We start from the raw sequence: 22,864 nt of genomic DNA, 5'->3' as shown, positions 1-22,864 counted from the left end.
TATCCTCTCCCTTTGCCCGCTGTTGCCGCGGGCTGCTGGTTAGATGTCGATGCGGTAGAGTTTCGCGGCGTTACCGCCGAGCACCTTGGTCTTTTCCTCGTGCGTCAGGTCGCCGTAGCGCGTCTCGAGGTTGTCGATCGGATAGAGCCCGGTCGGGTGCGGGAAGTCGGTTTCGAACAGCACGTTGTCGATGCCGACCTTGCGCATCATGTCGGCTGCGGCCTGGCCCTGTTCGAACCAGAAGCAGGCGTAGAAATTGCTCCGGAAGTACTCGCTGGGCTTCTTCTCGAAGCTGCGCCCTTCGGCGATCTCGACGAGCTGGTAGTCGAGCGCTTCCATCATGAAGGGTACCCAGCCGATCCCGCTTTCGACAGAGACGAACTTGAGGTTGCGGAACCGGTCGAGCAGACCCGAGTAGATCAGGTTGGCGACAACCTTGCCGTTGTTGAAGAACAGCATCGCGCCGGAGATGCCCGAGCGCAGATCGCGCGTCAGCGAGGGCCAGCCCTGCTGTCCCATCCAGTCGATCGAGGTTTCCGATGCGCCGATGTGGAAATTGATCGGCATGCCCATGTCCTCGCAGACTTCCCACAGGGGATACCAGTGCTCATGGGCGAGGTCGGGCAGGCGTTCCCCGCCCAGATCGACGAGGTGCGGGTCGGAATTGATGTTGATCCCGCGCAGGCCCATCGCCGCGCAGCGCTCGGTTTCCTTGATGGCGAGGTTCACGTCCCACCAGGGCAGCAGCGCCATCGGGAAGAACCGGCCGTTCGAATCGGCCTGCATCTCGGCTACGGCATCGTTGTAGATCTTCACGCAGGCGAGGCGCAGGTCGGCATCGACCTTGGCGGCGGCCTGGCCGCCGAATCCGAGGATGTTGGGATAGACGATCTGGGCGTAGATGCCGGTCTCATCCATCACCTGCAGCCGCTCCTTGAGCGAGGAGGAGCCGGTGTGGACGTCCTCGAACTGCAGCTTGAGGAAATCGTCCAGCACGCGCACCTTGCCGCCGTCCTTCAGGATCGCGCTGTTGGGGTGCGCGCCGGTGCCGATCGACTTGTCGCCGTCAATCACCCAGCAGCGCTGGCCGTCGAGCATCTTCACCTGCGGCACGCGGTCACGGATCGAGGCCGGGGCACGGCTCGTCCACATGTTGTGCGGTTCGGTCAGGTGGGTATCGGCGTCGATGACCTTGTAGCCGGTCTTCGCGCCGGGCCGGTCCAGGCTGGCAGTTGCCATTGTGTCTTCTCCCGTATTGGTTTCTTGGGAGGATTGGTCGCGCAGACGTCGGGCAAAGAGAAGCCCCGCGTCTCCACCTGCCTTGCTCGATCGTCCACACTGGCGGAATCCGGCGACGGGATCAGTCGCGCCGGCCCTGCGTGAAAAAGACCCTGCCGGGCACGATCGGAGCCGGGCTGACCAGCGGCTGCGATTCGTCTTCGGTCGCGCGGGCACTGCGGTTGCGGGCGCCGGCCAGCAGCGCGCGGAAGCGCGGGGTCGGTACCTCCTCCTCCTGCCGGGCGGCACGGGCCTCCTCGCGCATCTGGCTTGGGGTCATGCCGAAATGGCGGCTGAAACGGCGGCTGAAGGCGGCTTCCGATCCGTAGCCGGCGAGTTCGCTGATCTCGGCGATCTTCATCCGGCCCTGCCGCAGCAGCGTGGCGGCATGTTCCATGCGGCGCTCGGCCACGATCTCCATCGGCGCCTTGCCCACCGCCTGCGTGAAGTGCGCGGCGAAGTTCGAGCGGCCCATGCCGACGGCGCGGGCGAGCGATTCGACGGTCCAGGGCTGGGCGGGGCCCGCAGCGATCAGTTGCAGCGCGTCCTCGATGGGATCGCGGGTCTCGGCGGACAGAATGCGGCGGCAGGCCGGATCGGCACGCAGGGCGGCAATCAGCAGCGTTTCGGCAATCCGGGTGAGCAGAGCGCTCGATCCGGCGCCCATGCCGGCGAGCGGCAGGGCATCGGATTGCAGCACGCCGTTTCCCGTCCGCAGCAGCGAGGGCAGGGCCGCGCGCGAGACTTCGCCCGGCCACTGGGCATGAAGCCGCGCGCTGAGCACGCGTGCAGTCACCCGCGCGCCATCGCCGAAGGCCGCGGCGGGCGGGATGTCGCAGTCCCGGTCGTGGCGCAGGCCCTCGTGCGGCTGGGCCGTGGCACCGGCCGTGGTGCGCAGGGCATGGGCTTCGCCGGAAAGCACCATGGCGACATCGCCCGGGCCCAGCTCGGCCATGGCGCCGCCGGTGCAGGCGAGGCGAAGGCTGCCATGGATCACCGCATGCACGAACACGGCATCGCCCGGCGACACTGCGCATCCCGCTTGTCCGGTGAAGTCGCCGTAGGTCCACGTCCTGCCCGACAGGCGCACGTCGCCCAGCAGGTCGGACAGGCTGCGCGAAACCGGTTTTGCTGGCTTGCCCGGCACGGTGTCCATTTCTCCCGTCTTGCCGATCCTCTGGACGATCGGTCATGCCCGGCTGACAATATGATATTGCCCGGGGCCGTCAATCCACGCATCAAGCGCTTGATTGGGAGAAGGAAGACCATTGAGGCAAATCGAGCTTTCCATCGATGTCGGCGATGCCGTGGGACTGGGCGTGCCGGCGCGTGTCGTCGCGAGCGTGGTGCTGCCCGAGCCGGAGGCACTGCCCGAACGTCCGCTCGTCTGCGTGGCACTGCCGAGCAGCAGCTATGCGCGCGGCTACTATACCTGCGCGCTGCCGGGCGCAGGAGAGGCCGGGGCGCAGGCTGCCTATCATGTCGAGCGCGGCTGGATCTTCGTCGCGCTGGACTGGCTCGGCTGCGATGCGGCCTCGGGGATCGACCCCGAGGATCTGGGCTATGGTGCGCTCACTGCCGCTGCCCACGCCGCACAGGCCGAGATCCTGCTGCGGCTGGCCAATGGCGTGCTGGAACCGGGCTATCCTCCGGTCGGGCGTCCCTGCGTGATCGGCATCGGCCAGTCGCTCGGCGGCGGGTTGCTGATCTATCAGCAGGCCCGGCATGGCGGGTTCGACGGCATTGGCGTTCTGGGTTTCAGTGCCATTCACTCGCATCCCTCCACCCCGCCCGGCGGTGAGCCGGTCGTCGTCGCCTGGTATCCGCGCGATGCCTCGCTGGAGGAATGCCGCGAACCGCTCAATGCCGCGGCCCTGACCGGCGCACAGGCGTCGCAGGAGCAGGCGGCGTGGGAAGCCGTGGCGTGGGGCTTCCACTACGACGACGTGCCCGCAGAAGTGGTCGAGCAGGATCTGGCGCACTACGAAGGCATTGCGCGCGGGATCGATCCCGATGTCGCGTTGCCTTCGTGGTATGCCCACCGCACGCCGCAAAGGGCGGCGCGGTCCTCGCTGACGCCGGGCGTGGTGGCTTCCGAAGCGGCGGCGATCGACGTGCCGGTGCTGGCGGCCATGGGCGTGCGCGATCTGGTGCCCGATCCGCATAACGAGCCGCGCGCCTATGCGTCGGCCAAGAGTGTCGATGTCTTCGTCTGCCCGCGCATGGGCCACATGCACAACATGGCCGGTACCCGCGCGCTCTTGTGGGAACGCATTCACCTGTTCGGCGAATGGTGCGCGGCGATGAAAGGGCAGTAGGGCTCTTCTGCTTCGTCATTGCGAGCGCGGTGAAGCAATCCAGTGCGCGATTTCAGCCGCTCTGGATTGCCGCGGGCCTTCGGCTCTCCAATGACGATGTACCTAAGCCGCTACGCCCCAGCTCTGCGCATAAGCCTCTAGGTTCGCCAGATAACCGTCGCGCTGCTCTTCCGGAATCCATGCGGTCTCGAAAGCGAAGCGTTCGATCTGCACCAGTTCGGCGGGCGTGAGCGCACTGTCCTTCTGCGCGCGGATCAGCACTTCGGTGATGTACTCGCTGCCCATGTAGGCCGGATCGTCCGAGTTCACCGAGACCTTCAGGCCGGCGTCGAGCATCTCGCGCAGGGCGTTGATCGGCTGGCCATTCTCCATGACCTTGCCCGAGAAGGTCGGGCAGACGGTGAAGGGAATGTTGCGGCTCCGGGCCAGCGCCACCAGTTCGGGCGACTGGACGATGTTGCCGCCGTGGTCGATGCGTTCGGCCTGCAGGTCGACCAGCGCGGTGCGGATGTGCTCGAGCGTGTCCTCCTGATTGACGTCGCAGTGCATCGTCACATGGAGTCCCGCCGCGCGGGCCTTGGCGAAGTGGTCTGCGAACTTTTCGGGCGGGTTGCCCTTCTCGTCCGAATCGAGCCCGACGCCGATCAGCTTGTCCTTGTACGGCAGTGCGGCGTCGAGCGCGTCCATCGCCGATTCGGCGCTGAGATCGCGCATGAAGCACAGGATCAGCTGCGACTCGATGCCGATGGTGCTGGCGGCGTCCGCGCGGGCGCGGGTGATGCCGCCGATCACCGCCTCGATCGGTACGCCGCGCTTGAGGTGTTCCTGCGGGTCGAAGAACATCTCGGCATAAAGCACGTTCTGCGAGGCCGCCTTGGCGAGGTAGCCGTAGGCCAGATCGTAGAAGTCCTGCTCGGTCAGCAGCACCTGCATACCGTCGTAGTAGATCTTCAGAAAGCTCGGCAGATCGTGGTAGATGTAGCTGCGCTTCATCTCCTCGACCGTGGCGTATGGCAGCGACAGGCCGTTGCGCTGGGCGAGCGCAAACTTCATTTCCGCTTCGAGCGTACCTTCCAGATGGACGTGGAATTCCGCCTTGGGCAGCCCGGAAATGAAGCGCGCCATGCTCTCTCCATCGGCGGGCGGTGCGGCCGCCCGCGCCCATGCCGGAAGCGCGCAGGCAAGCGGAACCGCCATCGCGGTGCGGATAAGCTGTCGTCTGTGAAGCATTGTGCTGTCCCCGTACCCTGGCCCGATCGTGGCACTATCGGCGCCGGGTCCGCACGGGTCCATCGACGAATTGGCTACGCCCCGTTCCAGAAATTGGAGCGCTTGGTGGTGCCCCTGCGGGGCTTTTTGCGGGTTGCCGGACCCCCATGGTCTTTGCAATATGCTGCGATGCACAATTCAAGTGATACGCAAGTGACCCAGGAACGTACGATTATCGAGGCCATCGTCCTTCGCCGGACCATCTGTGCCGAGTACAACGGAGGAGAAATGCTGCTGGCGCCGCACCGGATGTTCAGCCGGCATGGCGAACTGTTCGTGAGCGCGCTCAACCTGCGCAAGAACTGGCGCAGCGAGGAAGAACGCCGTCTCGGCCACTTCAAGCTCGATGGGCTTTCCAACACGGCGATGACGCCCGATGCCTTCGAACCGCTGCCTGCCAACGAGAACGTCCTTCCGCGCGAAACGGACGAAGAAGTCCTCTCCGTTTACGCCTAGCCGGCAGCCGGTTCTGCCGGCTCCATGCCTTCGAGCGAGGTCTTGCGCCCCGGGCCGCCGGACACTTTCACGGTCATCTCGCCCAGCCCCTCCATGGCCGCGTGCATCACGTCGCCGGGAACGACGGGGCCGGTCGAGCGCGGCGGCGTGCCCGAGAAGATCACGTCGCCCGGATGGAGCGTCATCACCGAGGCCGCGTGCTCGACGAGATCGGCAATGCCGAGCACGAGATTGGCGGTGCTGTCGACCTGCCGGTCCTCGCCATTGACCTTGAGGCAATAGGCAAGGTTGTCGGGATCGGCGATCTCGTCGCGGGTGGTGAGCCAGGGGCCCATCACGCCGTAGGTATCGAAGCTCTTGCCGAAGCTGGGGAACTCGCTGCCCTGCATGGTCATGTCGAGGCCGATGCAATAGCCGACGATGTGGTCGAACGCCTCGCTCGCCGGGATCTCGGTGCCCTGCTTGCCGATGACGATGGCGATTTCCATTTCGTGGAAGGTCGTGCGCTCGGGCCAGCGCAGGGTGACGCCGTCGGCGGGCCCGGCCGCGGCATTGGTCATCTTGAACAGCAGACCCATCCGGCGCGGGTGTCCGCCCATGCCGAGCACGATCTTGTGGTTGCCCGCGCCGCACAGGAACTTGCCCGGATTGGCGACGGGCTTGCGAAGAAGCACCGATTCCACCGGAACGCCCGCCGCCTTGTCGGCCAGGTCTTCCATGACCGGGCGCAGGCGTTCGAGGTTGGCGATGAACAGGTCGCCCTCGGGATAGGGCCAGCGCACATCAGGCAGCATGTCCGCCACGGCTGAAACGTCGTACACCTGATCGCCGCGCACGACGCCGATTTTCACCGGGCCATCCGGCGTGTCCTGATAGCGGCAGATTTTCATGGCGGCATCCTCTCCCAAAATACTTTTGGAAGAGATCATTGGCGCTGGGCCCGACGGCGGCAAGTGCCGCGTGTCCGGCAGGGCTGCCCTAACGTCCAGCAGCGCCTCGCGCTATCGTCATTGCGAGCGGCAATCCAGGGAGGCATTCACCGGCTCTGGATTGCTTCGCCTGCGGCTCGCAATGACGAGTCTTACCGCAATCAGGCCGGTTCGATACCCATGCAGAGGTACTTCACCTCCATGTAGTCATCGAGTCCGTAGTGCGAGCCTTCGCGGCCGAGGCCCGACTGCTTGACGCCGCCGAACGGCGCAACGGTGGTCGAGATCAGGCCGGTATTGATGCCGACCATGCCCGCCTCGATCGCTTCGGCCACGCGCCACACGCGCGACAGGTCCCGCGAGTAGAAGTAGCTGGCGAGACCGAACTCGGTGTCGTTGGCCATGCGGATGGCATCTGCCTCGTCGGTAAAGCGGATCACGCCGGCGAGCGGGCCGAAGGTTTCTTCGCGTGCCAGCTTCATGTCGGGCTTCACACCCGAGACGACGGTGGGGCGGAAATAGGTGCCGCCCAGTTCCGAACGCTTGCCGCCCGCGACCAGTTCGGCGCCGCCCGAAAGCGCATCCTGAAGGTGTTCCTCGACCTTTTCGACCGCCTTCTCGTCGATCATTGCGCCGACATCGGTGCCCTCGTCCATCGAGTAGCCGACCTTCATCTGCTCCACGCGCGCGGCGAGCTTGGTGACGAACTCGTCGTAGACGCCGTCCTGCACATAGAAGCGGTTGGTGCAGACGCAGGTCTGGCCGCCGTTGCGGAACTTGGAGATCATCGCGCCTTCGATCGCGGCATCGACATCGGCATCGTCGAACACGAGGAACGGCGCGTTGCCGCCCAGTTCCATCGAGCACTTCTTGATGGTGTCGGCACATTCGCGCAGCAGGTCGCGGCCGATCTCGGTCGAACCGGTGAAGGTCAGCTTGGCGACCTTGGGATTCTGGGTCAGCGCCGAGCCGATCTGGCCCGCGCTGCCGGTCACCACGTTGACGACGCCGGCGGGAATGCCGGCCATCTCGCAGAGCTGGGCAATGGCCAGAGCCGAATAGGGCGTGGCCGAGGCCGGCTTGATCACGATGGTGCACCCCGCGGCCAGCGCCGGGCCGAGTTTGCGGGTGATCATCGCATTGGGGAAGTTCCACGGCGTGATCGCCGCGACCACGCCCACCGGCTGCTTGATCACGACGATGCGCTTGTCGCCCTGGTGGCTGGGGATCACGTCGCCATAGGCGCGCTTGGCCTCCTCGGCGAACCACTCGATGAAGCTGGCGCCATAGACGATCTCGCCCTTGCCTTCGGCGAAGGGCTTGCCCTGCTCACGGCTCAGCAGTTCGCCCAGGTCGTCCTGGTGCTCCATCATCAGATCGAACAGCTTGCGCATCATGCCGGCACGCTCGCCGGCAGTCTTGGCGCGCCATGCCGGGAGCGCGGCTTCCGCGGCGTCAATCGCACGAGCGGTTTCATCCGCGCCCATCTTCGGAACCGTGCCCAGCACCTTTCCGGTACCCGGATCGGTGACGTCGAAAGTCGTCCCGGAATCGGCGTCGCACCACTTGCCGTCGATGTAGCACTGCTGCTTGAGGAAGTCGGTGTAGGCCATTTCGTAAGGGTCCCCTTGCTGAATCCTGACGGTCCATTCTCGCTGAATGGCGATTGCGGGCTTGGCATAGGGATGACCCCCTGCCGTGACAACTGCCCACCTACGCGCGGCACCCGCCCGTGCCTCCTCGCACAAGCGCGAGGTTCGCCGATTGACGCAGGAACATAGCTCGGTTAGTCTCACTTCCGAAAAATAATTCACAACTGCGAACGAATTTCGGGAGAGGACCGCTGGACTACGCAGCCTATATCGATGGTGCCTTCGTCAAGGGCGAGGGCACGCGCTTCGAGGTAGAGAACCCGTCGGACGAATCGGTGGTGGCCGAAGTGCAGGGCGTGTCGGCCGCGCAGGCCGATGCCGCCATTGGTGCGGTACGCCGCGCTTTCGACGACGGCGGCTGGTCCGGCCTCTCGATGAAGGAGCGGGCCGTCTACATGACCCGCTACGCCGAAGCGCTGCGCAAGCGGGCGGACGTGCTCAAGGACTGCGCGATCAAGGAAGCCGGCTGCCCGATCTCCTCCACGGTCATGGGCGCGCAGGTCCATGCGCCGCTGCGCATGACCGACGAGATCATCGACCTGTTCCTGCGCCTGCCGCAGCAGGAGGAAAACCCGCTGCCGATGCACGAGCGGGTGAACCCCTACTTCACAGTGCAGAGCCTCAAGCGGTGGTCGCCGCTGGGCGTGGTTTCGGCGATCAGCGCCTACAACGTGCCGTTCTATACCGCCTTCTGGAAAGTCGTGCCCGCGCTGATGGCGGGCGACACCGTGATCCTGCGGCCCAATCCGCTCACCCCGATCTCCTCGATGGTCTTTGCCGAGGCGGCGGACGAGGCCGGCCTGCCCAAGGGCGTAATGAACGTCATCGTCGAGCAGGGCCTCGAAGGCGGACTGGCGATGACCACCGACGAGCGGGTCGACATGGTGAGCTTCACCGGCTCCTGCACGGTCGGGGCGAAAGTGGCCGAGCAGGCCGCGCCCACGCTCAAGCGGCTGGTGCTCGAACTGGGCGGCAAGTCGGCGCAGATTTACCTGCCCGACGCGGCGGGCCGCGCGGCCTCGGCGGCTTTCACCGTCTGCACCTCGCACGCGGGGCAGGGTTGCGTGCTGGGCACCCGCGTCTTCGTGCCGGAGGAGAACAAGGCCGAAGTGCTCGAAGGCATGGCCAAGATGCTGTCCGGCGTGAAGATCGGCCCGGCGAGCGATCCCGCGACCCAGCTTGGCCCGGTCATCAGCGCAGCGCAGCGCGATCGCTGCGAGCACTTCACCCAGGCCGCCGTCGATGCCGGTGGCAAGGTCGTCTGCGGCGGCAAGCGGCCGGAGGGCATGGACAAGGGCTACTATTGGGAACCGACCGTGCTCGACCTGCCCGACAACAGGAACCCCGCCGCGCAGGAAGAGATCTTCGGCCCGGTCGTCGGCGTGATCGGTTACCGCGATCTCGATCATGCGGTGGAGATGGCCAACGACAGCAAGTTCGGCCTCTCCGGCTGGGTCCACGGCGCTGACAAGGTGAAGTCGCTTGAAGTCGGGCTGAAGATCCGCAGCGGCAGCGTCAACGTCAACGGCGCGCTGATGTCGAGTTATGCCAGCAGCGGCGGGATCAAGATGAGCGGCCTTGGCCGCGAGCGCGGGGTCGAGGGCCTGCGCGAATTCCAGATGATGACCACGCTCAATATCGGCGGGTAACGGGACGGAGAGAGGACGTATGGAAGGTTTGGTTCAGGGCAAGGTGGCGCTCATCACCGGTGCTGGCTCCGGCGTGGGCCGCGCGGCGTGTCTGCTGTTCAGCGAGCACGGCGCCAAGGTGGTCGCGGCCGACATCAACGGCGCCAATGCCGAGGAAACCGCAAAGATGGTCCGCGACGCGGGCGGTGAGTGCGTCGCCGTGACCTGCAATGTGGCCGATCCGGCTTCGGTCGACGCGGCCGTTGCCAGGACGGTGGAGGCGTTCGGGCGGCTCGATGCGATCTACAACAATGCCGGCATCACTATCAGCCCGATCCCGGGCAAGGGCCTACGCAGTCTGGTCGAATGCGACCCCGAAGAGATGAAGCGCGTCGAGGACGTCAACATCAATGGCGTGATCTACGGCAGCCAGGCCGCGATCCGCCAGTTCGACAGGCAGGGCGGCGGCGGCGTGATCGTCAGCACCGCTTCGGTTGCGGGCCTCATGGGTTATGGCGGCGTGCTCTATGGCACCACCAAGGGCGCCGTCGTCCAGTTCACCCGGGCGCTGGCGATCGAAGTCGCCGGCAAGGACATTCGCGTCAACGCGGTCTGCCCGGCGGGCATGCTCACGCACTATGCCGGGATGGACCCGGACAGCGAGCACCGCGACCGCATTCTCGAAGGCATGGGCAAGGCGCATCCGCTCGGCAAGGCGATCGACCCGCGCGACACCGCCTCGGCGGCGCTGTTCCTGTGCTCGGATCTCGCATCGAACATTACCGGCGTGAACCTGCCGGTGGACGGCGGCCTCTACGCGGGCCGCAAGGTAGGAGGCTGAGGCCATGGCAAGCTGCCCGGTATCTGGGAAGAACTCGAACGCACTCGCTTCGCTGATGAGCGACAATCCGCGCTACGCGGAGATGTTCGACGTCAATAGCGAGGCGGCCAACGCGGGCGTCGACAACAACCGCGACTACACCGACGACATGAACGCGCTGCGAGACAAGGCGGCGGTGCACAAGGGGTCGCTGCGCGAACTGCTCGGTGTGCCCGAACTGCCCATGTCGATGGGGCCGCCGCGCGACGCCATGACGTTCTTCTCGTTCCGGGCCTGCGAGATCGGGTTCCGCGAGAACCTGATCTTCTCGTCCGAAGGCTATAACGAGAGCCCGGGCGTGCGCACCATCGGTACCACCATTCTCTCGATGGTCGGCAAGCCGCACAAGCGTCTGCGTTCGGCTGCGCAGCCGCTGTTCAAGCGCCCCAAGGTGCTCGACTGGTGGAACAAGCGCTGGATCGAGGAAACCGTCGATGCGCTGCTCGACCGCCTGCTCGACCGCGAAACCACGGACCTCAACACGGAGCTATGCGCCCGCCTGCCGATGGCGACGGTGACTAGGGCGATCGGGCTCGAGGGCGAGGACGTGATCGAGTTTCGCTACCAGCTCACCCGTGCCACGTTCGGTGCGGCCAAGCTCCCGCCGGAGGAAGCCGCCGCCTCGCGCGCCACCGTCGACCAGACGCTGCGCGACTTGATTGCCGAGAATACCCGCGCGCCCGGCGACAACCTCATTGCCGGCCTGATCGCCGCCGAAATCGTTGACGAGGAAACCGGCGAAAAGCGCAGCCTGACCGAGGACGAGATCTTCGGCTACTGCAAGCTGGCGATCTTCGCGGGCGGCGGGACCACCTGGCGCCAGCTCGGCATCACCATCGATGCCCTGCTGAACCACCGGCATTTCTGGGACGCCTGCCGCGAGGACCGTTCGCTGGTCGATCTCGCGGTCGAGGAATCGCTGCGCTGGCGTGCCACCGATCCGATGATGCCGCGCCTGTGCACGCAGGATACCGAAGTGGAAGGCGTTATGGTGCCCGAGGGTACACGCGTGTTCCTGTGCTTCGGGGCGGCGAACCATGATCCGGCCGTGTTCGAGAACCCCGAAAAGTACGACATTTTCCGCAAGAAGCAGCCCAACATGGGCTTCGGCTTCGGTCCGCACCGTTGCCTCGGCATGGACGTGGCGCGGCAGGAAATGATCGTGGCGATCAACGGCCTGCTCGACCGCTTCCCCCACATGGACTTCGACCCGTCCAGGCCTAAGCCGGAATATCGCGGTCTTGAACACCGCGGCATGACTTCGGTGCCGGTAAAGCTGAAGTGATGCAGGCGGGCTTCACCAAGCCTGCCTGCACACATCATCGTCATCCCCGCGCAGGCGGGGATCCAGCTTCGGCGCTGCCGCGCGGAAATCAAGCGCGGCATCTGGATTCCCGCCTGCGCGGGAATGACGAAGTGAAGGGAGAAAAAAGGGTTCCGCTATGAAAACCACGATGAAGCAGGTCGTTCTGGCCAGCTACGCAAAGGGCAATCCGCAGCCGGGCGACTTCCGCATCGAGGACGTGCCCGTACCCGAAGCCGGGGACCGCGAGATCCTGTTGCAGACGCTCTACATCGCGGTCGATCCGCTGATCCGCTTCTCGCTCGACGAGCGGCTGCTGTCGGGTGCCACGCGGATGGAGCTGGGCGCGGTCATGGTCGGGCCTACGGTCTGCAAGGTCGTGGCCTCGAACCATCCGGACTATGAACCCGGCCAGTTCGTCGAAGGGCGTACGGCCTGGGCCGAATATGCCGTCGTCGCGCCCGACCAGTCCGACTATCGCGGGCCGCCGCGCAGGCTCGATCCGGCGCCGGCGCCGGTCTCGACCGCGCTGGGCGCGCTCGGCGGTCCGGGGCAGACGGCCTATGAGGGGGTGGTCAATGTCGGCCGGCTCAAGGCGGGCGAGACGATCGTCATTTCGGCGGCGGCGGGTGCGGTCGGATCGATGGCGGGGCAGATCGCCAAGGCGCTCGGCGCGCGGGCGGTGGGCATCGCCGGTGGCGAGGCCAAGTGCAAGGCGCTGCTTGATCTCGGCTTCGATGCCGTTGCCGACTACAAGGCGCCCGACTTCGCAGACCAGCTCAAGGCGGCGCTGCCCGAAGGCGCGGACGTCTATTTCGAGAACGTCGGCGGCGATGTGACCATGGCGGTGCTGCCGCTGCTCAAGCGCGGCGCACGCATGCCGATGTGCGGCTTCATCGCCTATTACGGCATGGGGATGGAAGGGCCGGGCCCCGATCACCTGCCCGGCTTCTACCGGCAGATCATGGCCAAGGGCCTCGAGATCAAGGGCTTTGCCGGAATTTTCGCCGGGCAGAAGGGTCTCGACGACATCGCCGGGTGGATGAAGCAGGGCAAGATCCGTTTCCCCGAATCCGTGGTCGAGGGCATCGACGCGGCCCCGGAGGCTTTCTCAACCGTGTTTTCCGGGCATGACCATGTCGGCAAGCTGCTGGTGCGTGTTGCACCCGAGGCTTGAATGACACTCGTCTAGAGGCCAGCTTGTAGGCATGGACACAGAGACTCTGCCTCCGCCTCCGCGCGAGACGGCCAATCCGGCGCCGCAGCGCCCCGCCAATTCGGTGCGCCGCACCACCAGCATCGACGTTTCCTGGCCCGACGGGATCGAGGGCCAGCGCCTTGTTATCGGCGCAGCGCGCGATGTGGTCACCCCTGTCGGTGGTGGCACGCCGCGCACCATGGCAGAGGGCAGCTACCGCGCCCGGCTGAAGGAAGACAAGACGATCACGGCGATCGAGTCCGATCCCGCGCCCGAGGGTCTGTCCCAGCTGGTGGGGGCAAGGGCGGGCGGTCATTTGCGCATGCTGCTGCGCGAAGTCATGCCCGACCTGATCGCAAAGACGCACCCGCTCTATCTCGTGCTGGACGACCTTTCCGGCGCGGCGCTGGTTTCGGCCTTCGCCTGGTCGCAGTGGTATCCCGACTGGGCCGAGAAGCTGCGCCAGCGCATCGGCGAGGAAGAGCACGACAAGATGATGAGCCAGCGGGTCAACGTCTGCTGGGGTCTGCAGGAAGGCCACAGCGGTGTGCAGCCCGGCGGCCCGCCCAAGAACGTGGCCGATGCCGATGCCGGCGATGTGCGTAATCCGGAAGACCCGCATGGATGGCATGGGCTTTCGGACCACGAAGGCCCCGGTTTCCGCCGTGCCCGCCGCATCGATGTGACCCGGGACGAAGCCGCCGGACTGCTGCGCATCGATTCCGCCTTTCAGGACAGCGCCGCCAAGCCCGATGGCGGGCGCATCGCCATCCACGAATATCTCGTGCGCGCAACCGCCGATCTGAAGACGCAGGAACTGCTCACGCTTGAGCCGGAAGCGCGTATCCTGCCCTTCTCGGAATGCCCCGGCGCGATAGCCAACACCCAGCGGCTGGTCGGCCGCAAGCTTCCCGACATTCGCGACGAAGTGCTGGCGCAATTGCGCGGTCCGGAAGGCTGCACCCACCTCAACGACGCCCTGCGCGCGCTGGCCGATGTGCCGGAGCTGATGGCCGAACTTCAGGCCTGAAGAGCCCTCCCCAGCCCCTCCCGCATGCGGGAGGGTAGCGAGACTTGGCGGGCGGTAAGGTCCGGCCAGTCGCAGCGGGCAGGGCTCTCCCCCGTCGAGTTTCCGTTCTCTCCCGCAACCCCAATTGACCGCTGCTGCGCAAGCGGCGCGGGGCGCTTGCGCATGGCGCTCCCATCTGAAAGGCCCGGAGCATAACCAGAACCTGCGGGGGAATGCGTTGACGAAATCGGTCGTCACACTCGATGACAAGTACACGCAGGAGTCGGGGCAGATCATGCTCTCGGCGCTGCAGGGCGTCGTGCGCCTGTTGCTCGACCAGGCCCGGCGCGACAAGGCCGCCGGGCTGAACACGGCCGGGTACATCACAGGCTATCGCGGCTCGCCGATCACCACACTCGATGCGCAGCTCTGGGCAAGCGGAAAGCTTCTCGACGAGCACGATATCCGCTTCGAGCCCGGCCTCAACGAGGAGCTGGCCGCGACCTCGCTGCGCGGCACCCAGCAGCTCGACTGGTACGGCAAGGCCCGCGTCGATGGCGTGTTCGCCATGTGGTACGCCAAGGGCGTGGGCGTCGAGCGCGCGGGCGAGGCGATCAAGGCCGCGAACTTCGAAGGCACGCACAGGGCCGGCGGCGCGCTGCTGCTGTGCGGAGACGACCACGCCGCCAAGTCCTCGCTCACCGCGCACCAGTCCGAACATGTGCTGGTCACGGCGATGACCCCGGTGCTCTATCCGGCCACGACCGACGAGATCCTCTCGTTCGGGCAATACGGCTGGGCGCTCTCGCGCCTGAGCGGGCTTTATGTCGGCATGAAGACGGTGACCGACACGCTCGACCTGACGACCACCGTCACGCTGCCGGGGCACCAGTTCCCGATTGCCCTGCCCGAGCTGCCTGAAGGGGCTTCGCCCAACTTGCGCATCGCGATGTCGGCGCTGCAGCAGGAGCAGGCGGTGATCGAACAGCGCCTGCCCATCGTGCCGCAGTTCACCGCGCTCAACCCGATCGATCGCGTCAGCCATGACGCGCCCGAGCGCAAGCTGACGATCGTGACCGCGGGCAAGGCGTGGCTCGACGTCTGTCAGGCGCTGGCCGATCTCGGACTGGACGAGGCGACATGCCGGGCCATTGGCCTGCGCGTAGTAAAGCTGGGCCTCGTCTGGCCGCTCGACACGGCGTTCGTGCGGCAGGCCTGCGGCGGCAGTGCCGAGATCATGGTGGTCGAGGAAAAGCGCGCCTTTATCGAGGAGCAGATCGCGCGCATCTTCTACGGCACCGCGAATGCGCCCGCGATCTCGGGCAAGCACGAACCCGAGGGCGCGAAGCTGCTCTCCGAGATCGGCGTGCTCGATCCCGGTTCGGTGCGCGCCGCGCTCGTCAGGCGGCTGGCGGCGCTGGGCATCCTTTCCGACGAAGTGGCAGCCCGCGATGCGACGCTGCGCGATCTTGAAGGCAGCGCCAAGACGCTTGCGCTCACTGCGATCCGCCCGGCCTATTTCTGCTCTGGCTGTCCGCACAACACTTCGACCGTGGTGCCCGAAGGCTCCGCCGCGATGGGCGCGACGGGGTGCCATGGCCTCGCCCACTACATGCCCGAGCGCAACACGATGCAGACCGTCTCGATGGGGCAGGAAGGCATGCCCTGGGTCGGTGCGCAGAGCTTCGTGGAAACGCCGCACATGTTCCAGAACCTGGGCGACGGGACTTATACCCATTCCGGTCTGCTGACGATTCGGGCGGCCGTGGCGGCAAAGAGCAATGTCACTTTCAAGATCCTGTTCAACGACGCTGTCGCCATGACCGGTGGCCAGCCCGCCGAAGGATCGCTGACGGTCGAACAGATCGTCCATGAACTGGTCGCCGAGGGGGTTGCACCGGTCGTCATTCTTAGCGAGAACCCTGATCGCTTCTCGGCTTCCGATTTGCCCAAAGGCATCCGCGTCCTCTTCCGCGACGAGCTCGACGCGGTGCAGCGCGAGTTGCGCGAGCTGAAGGGCACCACCGCCATCGTCTACGACCAGACCTGCGCCAACGAAAAGCGTCGCCGCCGCAAGAAGGGCAAGTATCCCGATCCCGACAAGCGGCTCTGGATCAACCCGGCGGTCTGCGAGGGCTGCGGCGATTGCTCGGTGCAGTCGAACTGCCTTTCGATCACCCCGATCGAGACCGAATTCGGCCGCAAGCGCGCCATCGACCAGTCGACCTGCAACAAGGACTATTCCTGCATCAAGGGCTTCTGCCCCAGCTTCGTCGAAGTCTCGGGCGGAACGCTGGCGAAGCGCAGCATGGATGAAGCAGCGCTGCAGCAGATGGTCGCGAAGCTGCCGGTCCCTCCGGTGCTCGACGTGTCGCAGACCCCGCGCGCGATGTTGGTCACCGGCATCGGCGGCACCGGCGTGCTGACGGTCGGCGCGATTCTCGCCATGGCCGCGCATCTTGAGGGCAGGGCCGCCAAGGTGCTCGACCAGACCGGCATGGCGCAGAAGGGCGGCGCGGTGACCAGCCACTTGCGCATTGGCGCCGACACCGCAGCGATCCCCTCGGCCCGGCTCGGCACCGGACAGGCCGACGTGATTATTGCCTGCGACCTCGTTGTCGGTTCGGGCCCCGACGTGCTCGGCATGGCGCGGCCCGATACGCAAGTGCTGGCGAACGAGGATGTCGTTCCTACCGGCGAGTTCCAGCGCAACCGCAATCTCGATCTCACCGCCACACGCTTCCTGTCCGCTATCGGCAAGCGCGTCGATCCCGCCAACATCGCCTCGCTGCGCGCGGGCTCGCTTGCGACGCGGCTGCTGGGAGATTCGATTTTCACCAACCTGATGATGGTGGGCTTCGCGGCGCAAAAGGGTCTGCTTCCGGTCGGGCTGGCCTCGATCGAGGAAGCGGTGCGCCTCAACGGCGTTGCTGCAAAAGCCAACCTCGCTGCTCTGTCGCTCGGCCGGCTGGCGGCGGCGGGCGCGGACGATCTCTTCGCGCTGGCGGACACCTCGGCCGAAGGGCCTGCCATTCCGCGGACTTATGCCGAGATCGCCGAAAGCCGCGCGCGCCGGCTGACGCTGTGGCAGGACGAGGCCTATGCTGCGGCATACCGCACGTTCCTCGAGAGCATTTCAACCAAGCTGGAATCCCGCGAGCTGGGCGAACGCGAGCCGCTGATGGTCGAGATCGCACGCGGTCTCGGCAAGCTCATGGCCTACAAGGACGAGTACGAAGTGGCCCGGCTCTACACCGATCCGGCCTTCCGCAAGGGCCTTGCCGATACTTTTGCCGGCGATCCCAAGCTCAAGGTGCATCTGGCGCCGCCGCTGCTGGCCTTCCGCAAAGACCACAAGACCGGCCGCCCGCGCAAGATCGCGTTCGGCTCTTGGATATTCCCGGTCTTCGGCATGATGGCGAAGCTCAAGGTGCTGCGCGGCACGCCGCTCGATCCGTTCGGCTATACCGCCGAGCGCCGCATGGAACGAGCGCTGATTGGCGAATACCGCGCGCTGGCCGAGGAAGTCGCCGACAAGGTCACGGCGGAGACGATGCACGTGGGCATCGAACTGGCCGCATCGGCAGACCTCATCGCCGGCTATGGGCCAGTGAAGGAGGCGGGCGTCGAGGCTTATCGCGCGCGGGTGGCCGACCTGCTGCCGAAGCTCTCCGGCACTTCGGCTGCGGTGGAGCGCGTGGCGGAACCGGCCTGATCGGCCATGGCACCTTCTATGGCTTCGCGCATGCGGGTGTAGAAGGTTGAGAGGCGGTCGAAGCGGTCTGCCACGGCAGGTGTGACCTCCCGGTCAATCTGTCCATCGAACAGGCGCACCTGGCGGTCGAGCAGTTCGGCCTTGGCCACGAAGGGGCCGCTGAAGTCCTCGGGCATTGAATAGTAGATGCGCCGGCTACCGGGCTCGCCCTGGCGCCGCGCATTGCCGCAGTGTTCGAGCGTTCGCGCGGCAACGCTGGCATTGCTCTTGCTCATGCCGAGATCGGCGGCAATCTCGTCCAGCGTGGCCGGTTCCTCGCGCAGCAACAGGTAGGCGTAGATACGCCCGACCGGCCGCGGCCAGCCCCAGGGCGCCATCAGCATCGCCATGGCGTCGAAGAACGCTTCGTCTTGCGGAGAGGGTTTCATGTTTGACATATTCTGGATTTAGTGAATTTAGTGTCGCCTGACCAGAGCAAACCGATGGCGCTGGATTCGTCGATAACGGTTTGGGTGGCAAAAGGAGAGAAGGGCCATGGAAGCAGAACAGTTCGCGGCGAAATATGGTCCCTGGGCGCTGATCGCCGGGGCTTCCGAAGGGACCGGCGCATCGTTCGCGCGGCAGCTTGCCGAAAAGGGCCTGAACCTGATTCTCGTGGCGCGCCGGGAAGGGCCGCTCGAACAGCTCGCGCTCGAACTGCGCGCCGCGCATGGCGTCGAGTGCGTCACGGCGTCGATCGATCTTTCCGCTGAAAATGTTGCGCAGCAATTGCTGCAGGCGGCGGGCACCCGTGAGGTCGGGTTGCTGATCCTCAATGCCGGCGCCGATCCCAACGGATCGCTGTTCCTCGACAACGACATTGCGGCCTGGGATGCACTGGTCATGCGCAATGTGATGACGGTGATGCGTACCATCCATGCCTTTGCCGCGCCGATGCGCGAACGCGGGCGCGGCGGCTTGATGGTCGTGGGATCGGGCGCCTGCTACGGCGGGCTGCCGGGCATCAATGTCTATGCCGCGACCAAGGCGTTCGACCTCGTGCTAAGCGAAGCGCTCTGGGCCGAACTGGAACCGCATGGAGTCGACGTGCTCAGCTTCGTGCTCGGCCGTACCGATACTCCGGCGCACCGTGAACTGATGGAAGCGCGCGGCATGCCGGTTCCGGAAGGGCTGGCGAGCGCCGACGAAGTCGCCCGGCTCGGTCTTGAACGCCTGCCGTTCGGCCCGGTCTGCAACTGGGGCGAAGCGGATGACGAGGCGAAGATGTCCGTGTCCTCCGCCGCGCAGCGCCGCGAGCGCATCCGGCAGATTGCCGCCATATCCGCTGCCTACGCCCAGAAGGGGTAAGGTCATGGCTGATACTCTCGAACAGATCGCCAGCAAGTTCGCCATTACCGAGCAGATCTACCGCTATTGCCGCAGCGTCGATCGGCTTGATGTGCCGCTTGGCCAATCGGTTTTCCACGAGGATGCCACCGCCGACTACGGTCCGACCGGCTATCGCGGCACCGGGCGCGGCGCGATCGACTGGATTTGTGAAGCGCACACCCATCTGATCGCGCATTCGCATCAGGTCACCAACATCCTGATCGAACTTGATGGTGATCATGCCGGAAGCGAGGCCTATGTCACGGCCACGCTGCGCATGGAGCGCGATGGCAAAACGATGCAGATCGAGGTGTGGTCGCGCTATTGCGACCGCTGGTCGAAGCGCGACGGAACCTGGCGCATCGATCACCGCGACACCGTGATCGATTACGATTCCATTCGCGAAGTGACGCCGATGAACAACCACCAGTGGGCCACGCGCGACACGCAGGACCCATCCTATGCCGCCTTGGGAGCCGCCCCGTGAGAGACATCAAGATATCCGTCTCGTTCGACATGCGCTCGCCCGAATGGGCTGCGCCGACGCCAGATCTCTATGGCGCTGCAGTCGAGATGGCGGCGCTGGCGGACCGCGTCGGGGTCGACCAGATCGGCTTGATGCAGCATCACGGATCGGACGATGGCTACCTGCCGCAGCCCTTCGTGCTCGCCGGCGGCATGGCGGCGGTGACCGAGCGCATCCGTTTCCTGCTGGGCGCGGTGATCCTGCCGCTGCACGATCCGGTCGAACTCGCCGAGCAGATCGCCGTGCTCGACAACATGTCGAACGGCCGGGTTGGTGTGATCTTCGGCGCGGGTTATGTGCCGAGTGAATTCGCGATGTTCCAGAAGTCCCTCAAGGACCGAGCGAAGCTGATGGACTCGGGTCTGGAGATCATCCTGCGCGCTCTGAAGGGCGAGCGGTTCGAACATGACGGCCGTCCGATCTTCACCCGTCCGCTGCCGGTGCAGGAGCCCGAGGACATCGTCATGGTCGGCGGCGGCGTACCCGCATCGGCCAGGCGCGCCGCGAAGTTCGGCGTCGGCTTCGGCCCGATGAAGGGCGAGCTGGTCGATCTCTACCTGTCCGAATGCGAGCGGTTGGGACACAAGCCGCGCACCTATTTTCGCCCCGTTCCCGGCATGCCCATGGCCATCCACTTGTGTGAGGATCCGGATGCCGGTTGGGACGCCATCGCGCCGCACGCCGTCCACGTCATCACCGAATATGCCAAGTGGGCCGAGCAGGAAGGCGAGGCGTCGAACTCGCCTTTCAAGGGGCTGACGGACCCCGCTGTACTACGCAAGGCGGGCCTGTTCGCCGCCTGGACCCCCGAGATGCTGCTGGAGAAGGCGCGCGAGATGCCCGGCGGTAACATCGGCTTCCAGCCGCTGCTTGGCGGGCTGTCTCCGGAAGAGGGCTGGAAGAGCCTGAGGCTGCTCGAACAGGTCATGTCGGAACTTAAGGAGACTATCGGGTCATGAAGGCTGCGTGCATCGAAAATGGTCAGGTCATCGTTCGCGACCTTCCCGATCCCGAACCGGTCAAGGGACAGGCGCTGGTGCGCACCCATTCCTGCGGCCTTTGCGCTTCCGATGCGCACTTCATCTCGGGCGGTCAGAATGTGATCGACCTGTCGCGCAAGATGGGCGGGCCTTACGCCGCGTTGCATTACGAGCGCGCTTTCGTGCCGGGCCACGAGTTCGTTGGCGAAGTGCTCGACTACGGGCCGGGCAGCCGTCGCAGCGTGAAGACCGGGCGGCGCGTGACGTCGGTGCCGATCATGCGTCAGGGCGGGTCTCACGCCGTCGTCGGCTTCAGCCACGAATGCCCGGGCGGCTGCGGCGAACTGATGCTGCTCGACGAGGACTTCCTGCTCGAGATTCCCGAAGACTTGCCGGACGATCACGCGGCGATGATCGAGCCGCTGGCAGTCGGACTGGAACATGCCCGGCGCGGGCGTCCGGAGAAGGGCGATGCTGCACTCGTGCTGGGATGCGGCGCGATCGGACTGGGTGTGATCGCGGGCCTGTCGATGATGGGCGTGGGCCCGATCGTCGCTGCCGACTTCCATGCTGACCGCCGCGAACTGGCGCTGAAGGCGGGCGCACACATCGCCATCGATCCGCGCGAGACCGATCCCTACGCCCCGCTGCCGCAATTCGACGGACGGCGCGTCAACCTGATCTACGAGAATGTCGGGGTGCCCGGCATGTTGCAGCGGATCATCGAGGCCGCGCCGTTCGACGGACGCATCGTCATGGGCGGCTATTGCATGGAGCCCGAGCCGCTGTTTGTCTTCGCCGCGCAGAACAAGCGGCTCAACATCCAGTTCGCCGGGGGCGAGGAGCCGCAGGACATGGACCTCGCGCTGCGCAGCATTGCCGATGGCCGGATCGACGTGACGCCCTGGCTGGGTGGCCGCGTCGGGCTGAGCGGCGTGGCCGACGCCATCGCCAACCTCTCCGGCCCGGGAACGCCGGTACGCACGGTGGTCGATCCGCGCCTGCTCTAGACCATGGCTCGGGAGGCCCGATCGGCGTAGGATGCCGCATCAGGTATTGGGAGGCGTGTATGGCGTTCAGGCGAATGGCAGTATCGATTGCGGCTGCCGCACTGGCACTGGGGACGGCCCGGGCGGAATCGCCGCTGCAGGGTGAATGGGTCGATCTCACCCACACGCTCGACGAAACCTCGGTGTTCTGGCCGACGGCGAAGGCGTTCCATCACGACGCGGAGTCCTTCGGGCAGACCGAAGGCGGCTATTTCTACAGCGCCTACAACATCCGCACGTCCGAGCATGGCGGCACGCATCTCGATGCGCCGATCCACTTTGCCGAAGGTGCGCAGACGGCCGATGAAGTGCCGCTTGACCGGCTGATCGGGCCGGCTGCGGTCATCGATGTGACCGAAGCCAGCGGCTCGGATCGCGACTATCGCTTCACGGCGCAGGACGTGCTCGACTGGGAGGCGCGCCACGGCGAAATCGCGCCGGGCGCCATCGTGCTTTTCCGCACGGGTTTCTCGAAATTCTGGCCCGACCGTGAGGCCTACATGGGCACTGCTGAGCGCGGTGCCGAGGCCGTGGCGCAGCTGCACTTCCCCGGCCTGTCCGAAGCGGCCGCCCGTCTTCTCAAGGAGCGCGATGTCGCGGCGGTGGGGCTGGACACGCCAAGCCTCGATTATGGCCAGTCGAAGGACTTCATCGCCCACCGCGTGCTGCTCGGCGCCCAGATTCCCGGCTTCGAGAATGTGACCAATCTCGACCGCCTGCCCGAATGGGGCGCCTCGGTGATCGCGCTGCCGGCCAAGATCGGCAAGGGCAGTGGCGCACCGCTGCGGATCGTCGCGCTGCTGCCGAAGGAGGAGTAGAGTTACTGCTGTTCGAACGGTGCAGGTCCGAGCGGCTGCGTTCTGGGAGAAGCCTTAATTTACGCCTGCTTTCAGGATGTTTGGTCGGGCTTATTGGCGACACATGTCACTTTAGTCTGTTTAGTGATTGCTGAATAAGATCCGAATGCAACAATAGTGTCTCTTTTGGAATATTGAATGGGATCAGACGTGACGGCATGAGCCATGCGATCGCCGCCAGAAACTACAATAAATTGAATCACAGCTGGATTTATTATGTAATTCAAGTCTCTTGCAGTGTATTAATACCAGTAATATCTGGTGTTATTTTTCACGCTGATGTGGCATTTTCTGATGTCTATTCTTGTATCAACTATGCTCGCCTCATCGTTGGATAGGATGAACGGCGCATTTCCGACCGCAAATAGCAGAACAAATCCTATTATACCAAAACCTGTGGAATCTGACTCACTGAGGGTATCGGGTTTGGGGCTGACGTGATTCACCAT

The 22,864-nt window shown here is 65.4% G+C and carries 20 protein-coding genes; 13 read left to right on the top strand and 7 right to left on the bottom strand.

Going from position 1 to position 22,864, the window contains the following annotated elements:
- Positions 1 to 39 precede the first annotated feature (39 nt).
- Positions 40 to 1,239, bottom strand: coding sequence for an amidohydrolase family protein (locus tag IEX64_RS00095; protein ID WP_188817004.1), 1,200 nt, complete (start codon positions 1,237 to 1,239; stop codon positions 40 to 42).
- 121 nt (positions 1,240 to 1,360) lie between these two features.
- On the bottom strand, positions 1,361 to 2,434 hold the full coding sequence (locus IEX64_RS00090; protein ID WP_188817002.1) for an AraC family transcriptional regulator: 1,074 nt from the start codon (positions 2,432 to 2,434) through the stop codon (positions 1,361 to 1,363).
- A 112-nt stretch (positions 2,435 to 2,546) separates the two neighbouring features.
- Here IEX64_RS00090 and IEX64_RS00085 point away from each other — a divergent pair, with 112 nt between their 5' ends.
- Positions 2,547 to 3,596: a hypothetical protein gene (locus tag IEX64_RS00085; RefSeq protein WP_188816998.1), complete on the top strand. Its 1,050-nt coding sequence runs from the start codon at positions 2,547 to 2,549 to the stop codon at positions 3,594 to 3,596.
- Between the two features lie 102 nt (positions 3,597 to 3,698).
- On the opposite strand, the gene add is transcribed toward IEX64_RS00085, so the two are convergent.
- Positions 3,699 to 4,826 (bottom strand): adenosine deaminase, encoded by a 1,128-nt coding sequence (gene add, locus IEX64_RS00080; protein ID WP_229709984.1) that lies wholly within the window; start codon positions 4,824 to 4,826, stop codon positions 3,699 to 3,701.
- Positions 4,827 to 5,018: 192 nt separating this feature from the next.
- Between add and IEX64_RS00075 the strand changes: the two genes are divergently transcribed.
- Entirely contained in the window at positions 5,019 to 5,321 is a 303-nt protein-coding gene (locus IEX64_RS00075; protein WP_229709983.1) for a WYL domain-containing protein, read from the top strand.
- Here the strand turns inward: IEX64_RS00075 and IEX64_RS00070 are convergent.
- Positions 5,318 to 6,211, bottom strand: a complete 894-nt coding sequence (locus IEX64_RS00070) for a fumarylacetoacetate hydrolase family protein (protein WP_188816994.1) — start codon at positions 6,209 to 6,211, stop codon at positions 5,318 to 5,320. The two genes, IEX64_RS00075 and IEX64_RS00070, sit on opposite strands and share 4 nt — an antisense overlap.
- Positions 6,212 to 6,411: 200 nt before the next feature.
- On the bottom strand, positions 6,412 to 7,863 hold the full coding sequence (locus IEX64_RS00065) for an NAD-dependent succinate-semialdehyde dehydrogenase (RefSeq protein ID WP_188816992.1): 1,452 nt from the start codon (positions 7,861 to 7,863) through the stop codon (positions 6,412 to 6,414).
- Positions 7,864 to 8,066: 203 nt separating this feature from the next.
- On the opposite strand from IEX64_RS00065, the gene IEX64_RS00060 reads away from it, so the two are divergent.
- The 6 genes from IEX64_RS00060 to IEX64_RS00035 all read left to right on the top strand — a co-directional run bounded on the left by IEX64_RS00060 (position 8,067) and on the right by IEX64_RS00035 (position 17,635).
- Entirely contained in the window at positions 8,067 to 9,551 is a 1,485-nt protein-coding gene (locus IEX64_RS00060; RefSeq protein ID WP_308422577.1) for an aldehyde dehydrogenase family protein, read from the top strand.
- A gap of 19 nt (positions 9,552 to 9,570) precedes the next feature.
- A complete protein-coding gene (locus IEX64_RS00055) occupies positions 9,571 to 10,371 on the top strand; it encodes an SDR family NAD(P)-dependent oxidoreductase (RefSeq protein ID WP_188816990.1) in 801 nt (266 codons plus the stop codon).
- Between the two features lie 4 nt (positions 10,372 to 10,375).
- Entirely contained in the window at positions 10,376 to 11,695 is a 1,320-nt protein-coding gene (locus IEX64_RS00050; protein ID WP_188816988.1) for a cytochrome P450, read from the top strand.
- Positions 11,696 to 11,852: 157 nt separating this feature from the next.
- A complete protein-coding gene (locus IEX64_RS00045; protein WP_188816986.1) occupies positions 11,853 to 12,890 on the top strand; it encodes an NADP-dependent oxidoreductase in 1,038 nt (345 codons plus the stop codon).
- Between the two features lie 31 nt (positions 12,891 to 12,921).
- Positions 12,922 to 13,941: a DUF2889 domain-containing protein gene (locus IEX64_RS00040; RefSeq protein WP_188816985.1), complete on the top strand. Its 1,020-nt coding sequence runs from the start codon at positions 12,922 to 12,924 to the stop codon at positions 13,939 to 13,941.
- Positions 13,942 to 14,158: 217 nt separating this feature from the next.
- Positions 14,159 to 17,635 carry an indolepyruvate ferredoxin oxidoreductase family protein gene (locus IEX64_RS00035; protein WP_188816983.1) on the top strand — a complete coding sequence of 1,159 codons (3,477 nt, stop codon included), beginning with the start codon at positions 14,159 to 14,161 and terminating at the stop codon, positions 17,633 to 17,635.
- On the opposite strand, the gene IEX64_RS00030 is transcribed toward IEX64_RS00035, so the two are convergent.
- A complete protein-coding gene (locus tag IEX64_RS00030) occupies positions 17,554 to 18,063 on the bottom strand; it encodes a GbsR/MarR family transcriptional regulator (RefSeq protein ID WP_229709981.1) in 510 nt (169 codons plus the stop codon). The two genes, IEX64_RS00035 and IEX64_RS00030, sit on opposite strands and share 82 nt — an antisense overlap.
- Positions 18,064 to 18,169: 106 nt before the next feature.
- Here IEX64_RS00030 and IEX64_RS00025 point away from each other — a divergent pair, with 106 nt between their 5' ends.
- The 5 genes from IEX64_RS00025 to IEX64_RS00005 all read left to right on the top strand — a co-directional run bounded on the left by IEX64_RS00025 (position 18,170) and on the right by IEX64_RS00005 (position 22,376).
- Positions 18,170 to 18,982 carry an SDR family NAD(P)-dependent oxidoreductase gene (locus IEX64_RS00025; protein WP_188816979.1) on the top strand — a complete coding sequence of 271 codons (813 nt, stop codon included), beginning with the start codon at positions 18,170 to 18,172 and terminating at the stop codon, positions 18,980 to 18,982.
- A 4-nt stretch (positions 18,983 to 18,986) separates the two neighbouring features.
- Positions 18,987 to 19,490, top strand: a complete 504-nt coding sequence (locus IEX64_RS00020) for a nuclear transport factor 2 family protein (RefSeq protein WP_188816976.1) — start codon at positions 18,987 to 18,989, stop codon at positions 19,488 to 19,490.
- Complete coding sequence (locus IEX64_RS00015) at positions 19,487 to 20,488, top strand: LLM class flavin-dependent oxidoreductase (protein WP_188816974.1); 1,002 nt, start codon at positions 19,487 to 19,489, stop codon at positions 20,486 to 20,488. The genes IEX64_RS00020 and IEX64_RS00015 overlap by 4 nt, the downstream gene beginning before the upstream one ends.
- The gene (locus IEX64_RS00010; protein ID WP_188816971.1) at positions 20,485 to 21,519 is read left to right on the top strand and encodes a zinc-binding dehydrogenase; all 1,035 of its coding nucleotides are present in this window, start codon (positions 20,485 to 20,487) and stop codon (positions 21,517 to 21,519) included. Before IEX64_RS00015 ends, IEX64_RS00010 begins: the two co-directional genes overlap by 4 nt.
- A 74-nt stretch (positions 21,520 to 21,593) precedes the next feature.
- Positions 21,594 to 22,376 carry a cyclase family protein gene (locus IEX64_RS00005; RefSeq protein WP_188816969.1) on the top strand — a complete coding sequence of 261 codons (783 nt, stop codon included), beginning with the start codon at positions 21,594 to 21,596 and terminating at the stop codon, positions 22,374 to 22,376.
- Between the two features lie 281 nt (positions 22,377 to 22,657).
- Here IEX64_RS00005 and IEX64_RS24330 read toward each other — a convergent pair.
- A partial coding sequence (locus tag IEX64_RS24330; protein WP_229709980.1) for a hypothetical protein occupies positions 22,658 to 22,864 on the bottom strand: 207 nt, incomplete at its 5' end.

This window comes from Novosphingobium indicum (genome assembly GCF_014645195.1).
In the GTDB taxonomy this organism is placed as follows: Bacteria; Pseudomonadota; Alphaproteobacteria; order Sphingomonadales; family Sphingomonadaceae; genus Novosphingobium; species Novosphingobium indicum.
Note: the sequence above shows the minus strand (reverse complement) of the source record. Positions and strands in the feature narration are given on the sequence as shown.

Bases quoted from the DNA above. Each gene is read 5' to 3' on its own strand.
- IEX64_RS00040 (WP_188816985.1), top strand. From the start codon at position 12,922: ATGGACACAGAGACTCTGCCTCCGCCTCCGCGCGAGACGGCCAATCCG.
- add (WP_229709984.1), bottom strand. From the start codon at position 4,826: ATGCTTCACAGACGACAGCTTATCCGCACCGCGATGGCGGTTCCGCTT.
- IEX64_RS00020 (WP_188816976.1), top strand. From the start codon at position 18,987: ATGGCTGATACTCTCGAACAGATCGCCAGCAAGTTCGCCATTACCGAG.
- IEX64_RS00050 (WP_188816988.1), top strand. From the start codon at position 10,376: ATGGCAAGCTGCCCGGTATCTGGGAAGAACTCGAACGCACTCGCTTCG.
- IEX64_RS00025 (WP_188816979.1), top strand. From the start codon at position 18,170: ATGGAAGCAGAACAGTTCGCGGCGAAATATGGTCCCTGGGCGCTGATC.
- IEX64_RS00070 (WP_188816994.1), bottom strand. From the start codon at position 6,211: ATGAAAATCTGCCGCTATCAGGACACGCCGGATGGCCCGGTGAAAATC.
- IEX64_RS00065 (WP_188816992.1), bottom strand. From the start codon at position 7,863: ATGGCCTACACCGACTTCCTCAAGCAGCAGTGCTACATCGACGGCAAG.
- IEX64_RS00005 (WP_188816969.1), top strand. From the start codon at position 21,594: ATGGCAGTATCGATTGCGGCTGCCGCACTGGCACTGGGGACGGCCCGG.
- IEX64_RS00095 (WP_188817004.1), bottom strand. From the start codon at position 1,239: ATGGCAACTGCCAGCCTGGACCGGCCCGGCGCGAAGACCGGCTACAAG.
- IEX64_RS00030 (WP_229709981.1), bottom strand. From the start codon at position 18,063: ATGAAACCCTCTCCGCAAGACGAAGCGTTCTTCGACGCCATGGCGATG.
- IEX64_RS00055 (WP_188816990.1), top strand. From the start codon at position 9,571: ATGGAAGGTTTGGTTCAGGGCAAGGTGGCGCTCATCACCGGTGCTGGC.
- IEX64_RS00090 (WP_188817002.1), bottom strand. From the start codon at position 2,434: ATGGACACCGTGCCGGGCAAGCCAGCAAAACCGGTTTCGCGCAGCCTG.
- IEX64_RS00010 (WP_188816971.1), top strand. From the start codon at position 20,485: ATGAAGGCTGCGTGCATCGAAAATGGTCAGGTCATCGTTCGCGACCTT.
- IEX64_RS00045 (WP_188816986.1), top strand. From the start codon at position 11,853: ATGAAAACCACGATGAAGCAGGTCGTTCTGGCCAGCTACGCAAAGGGC.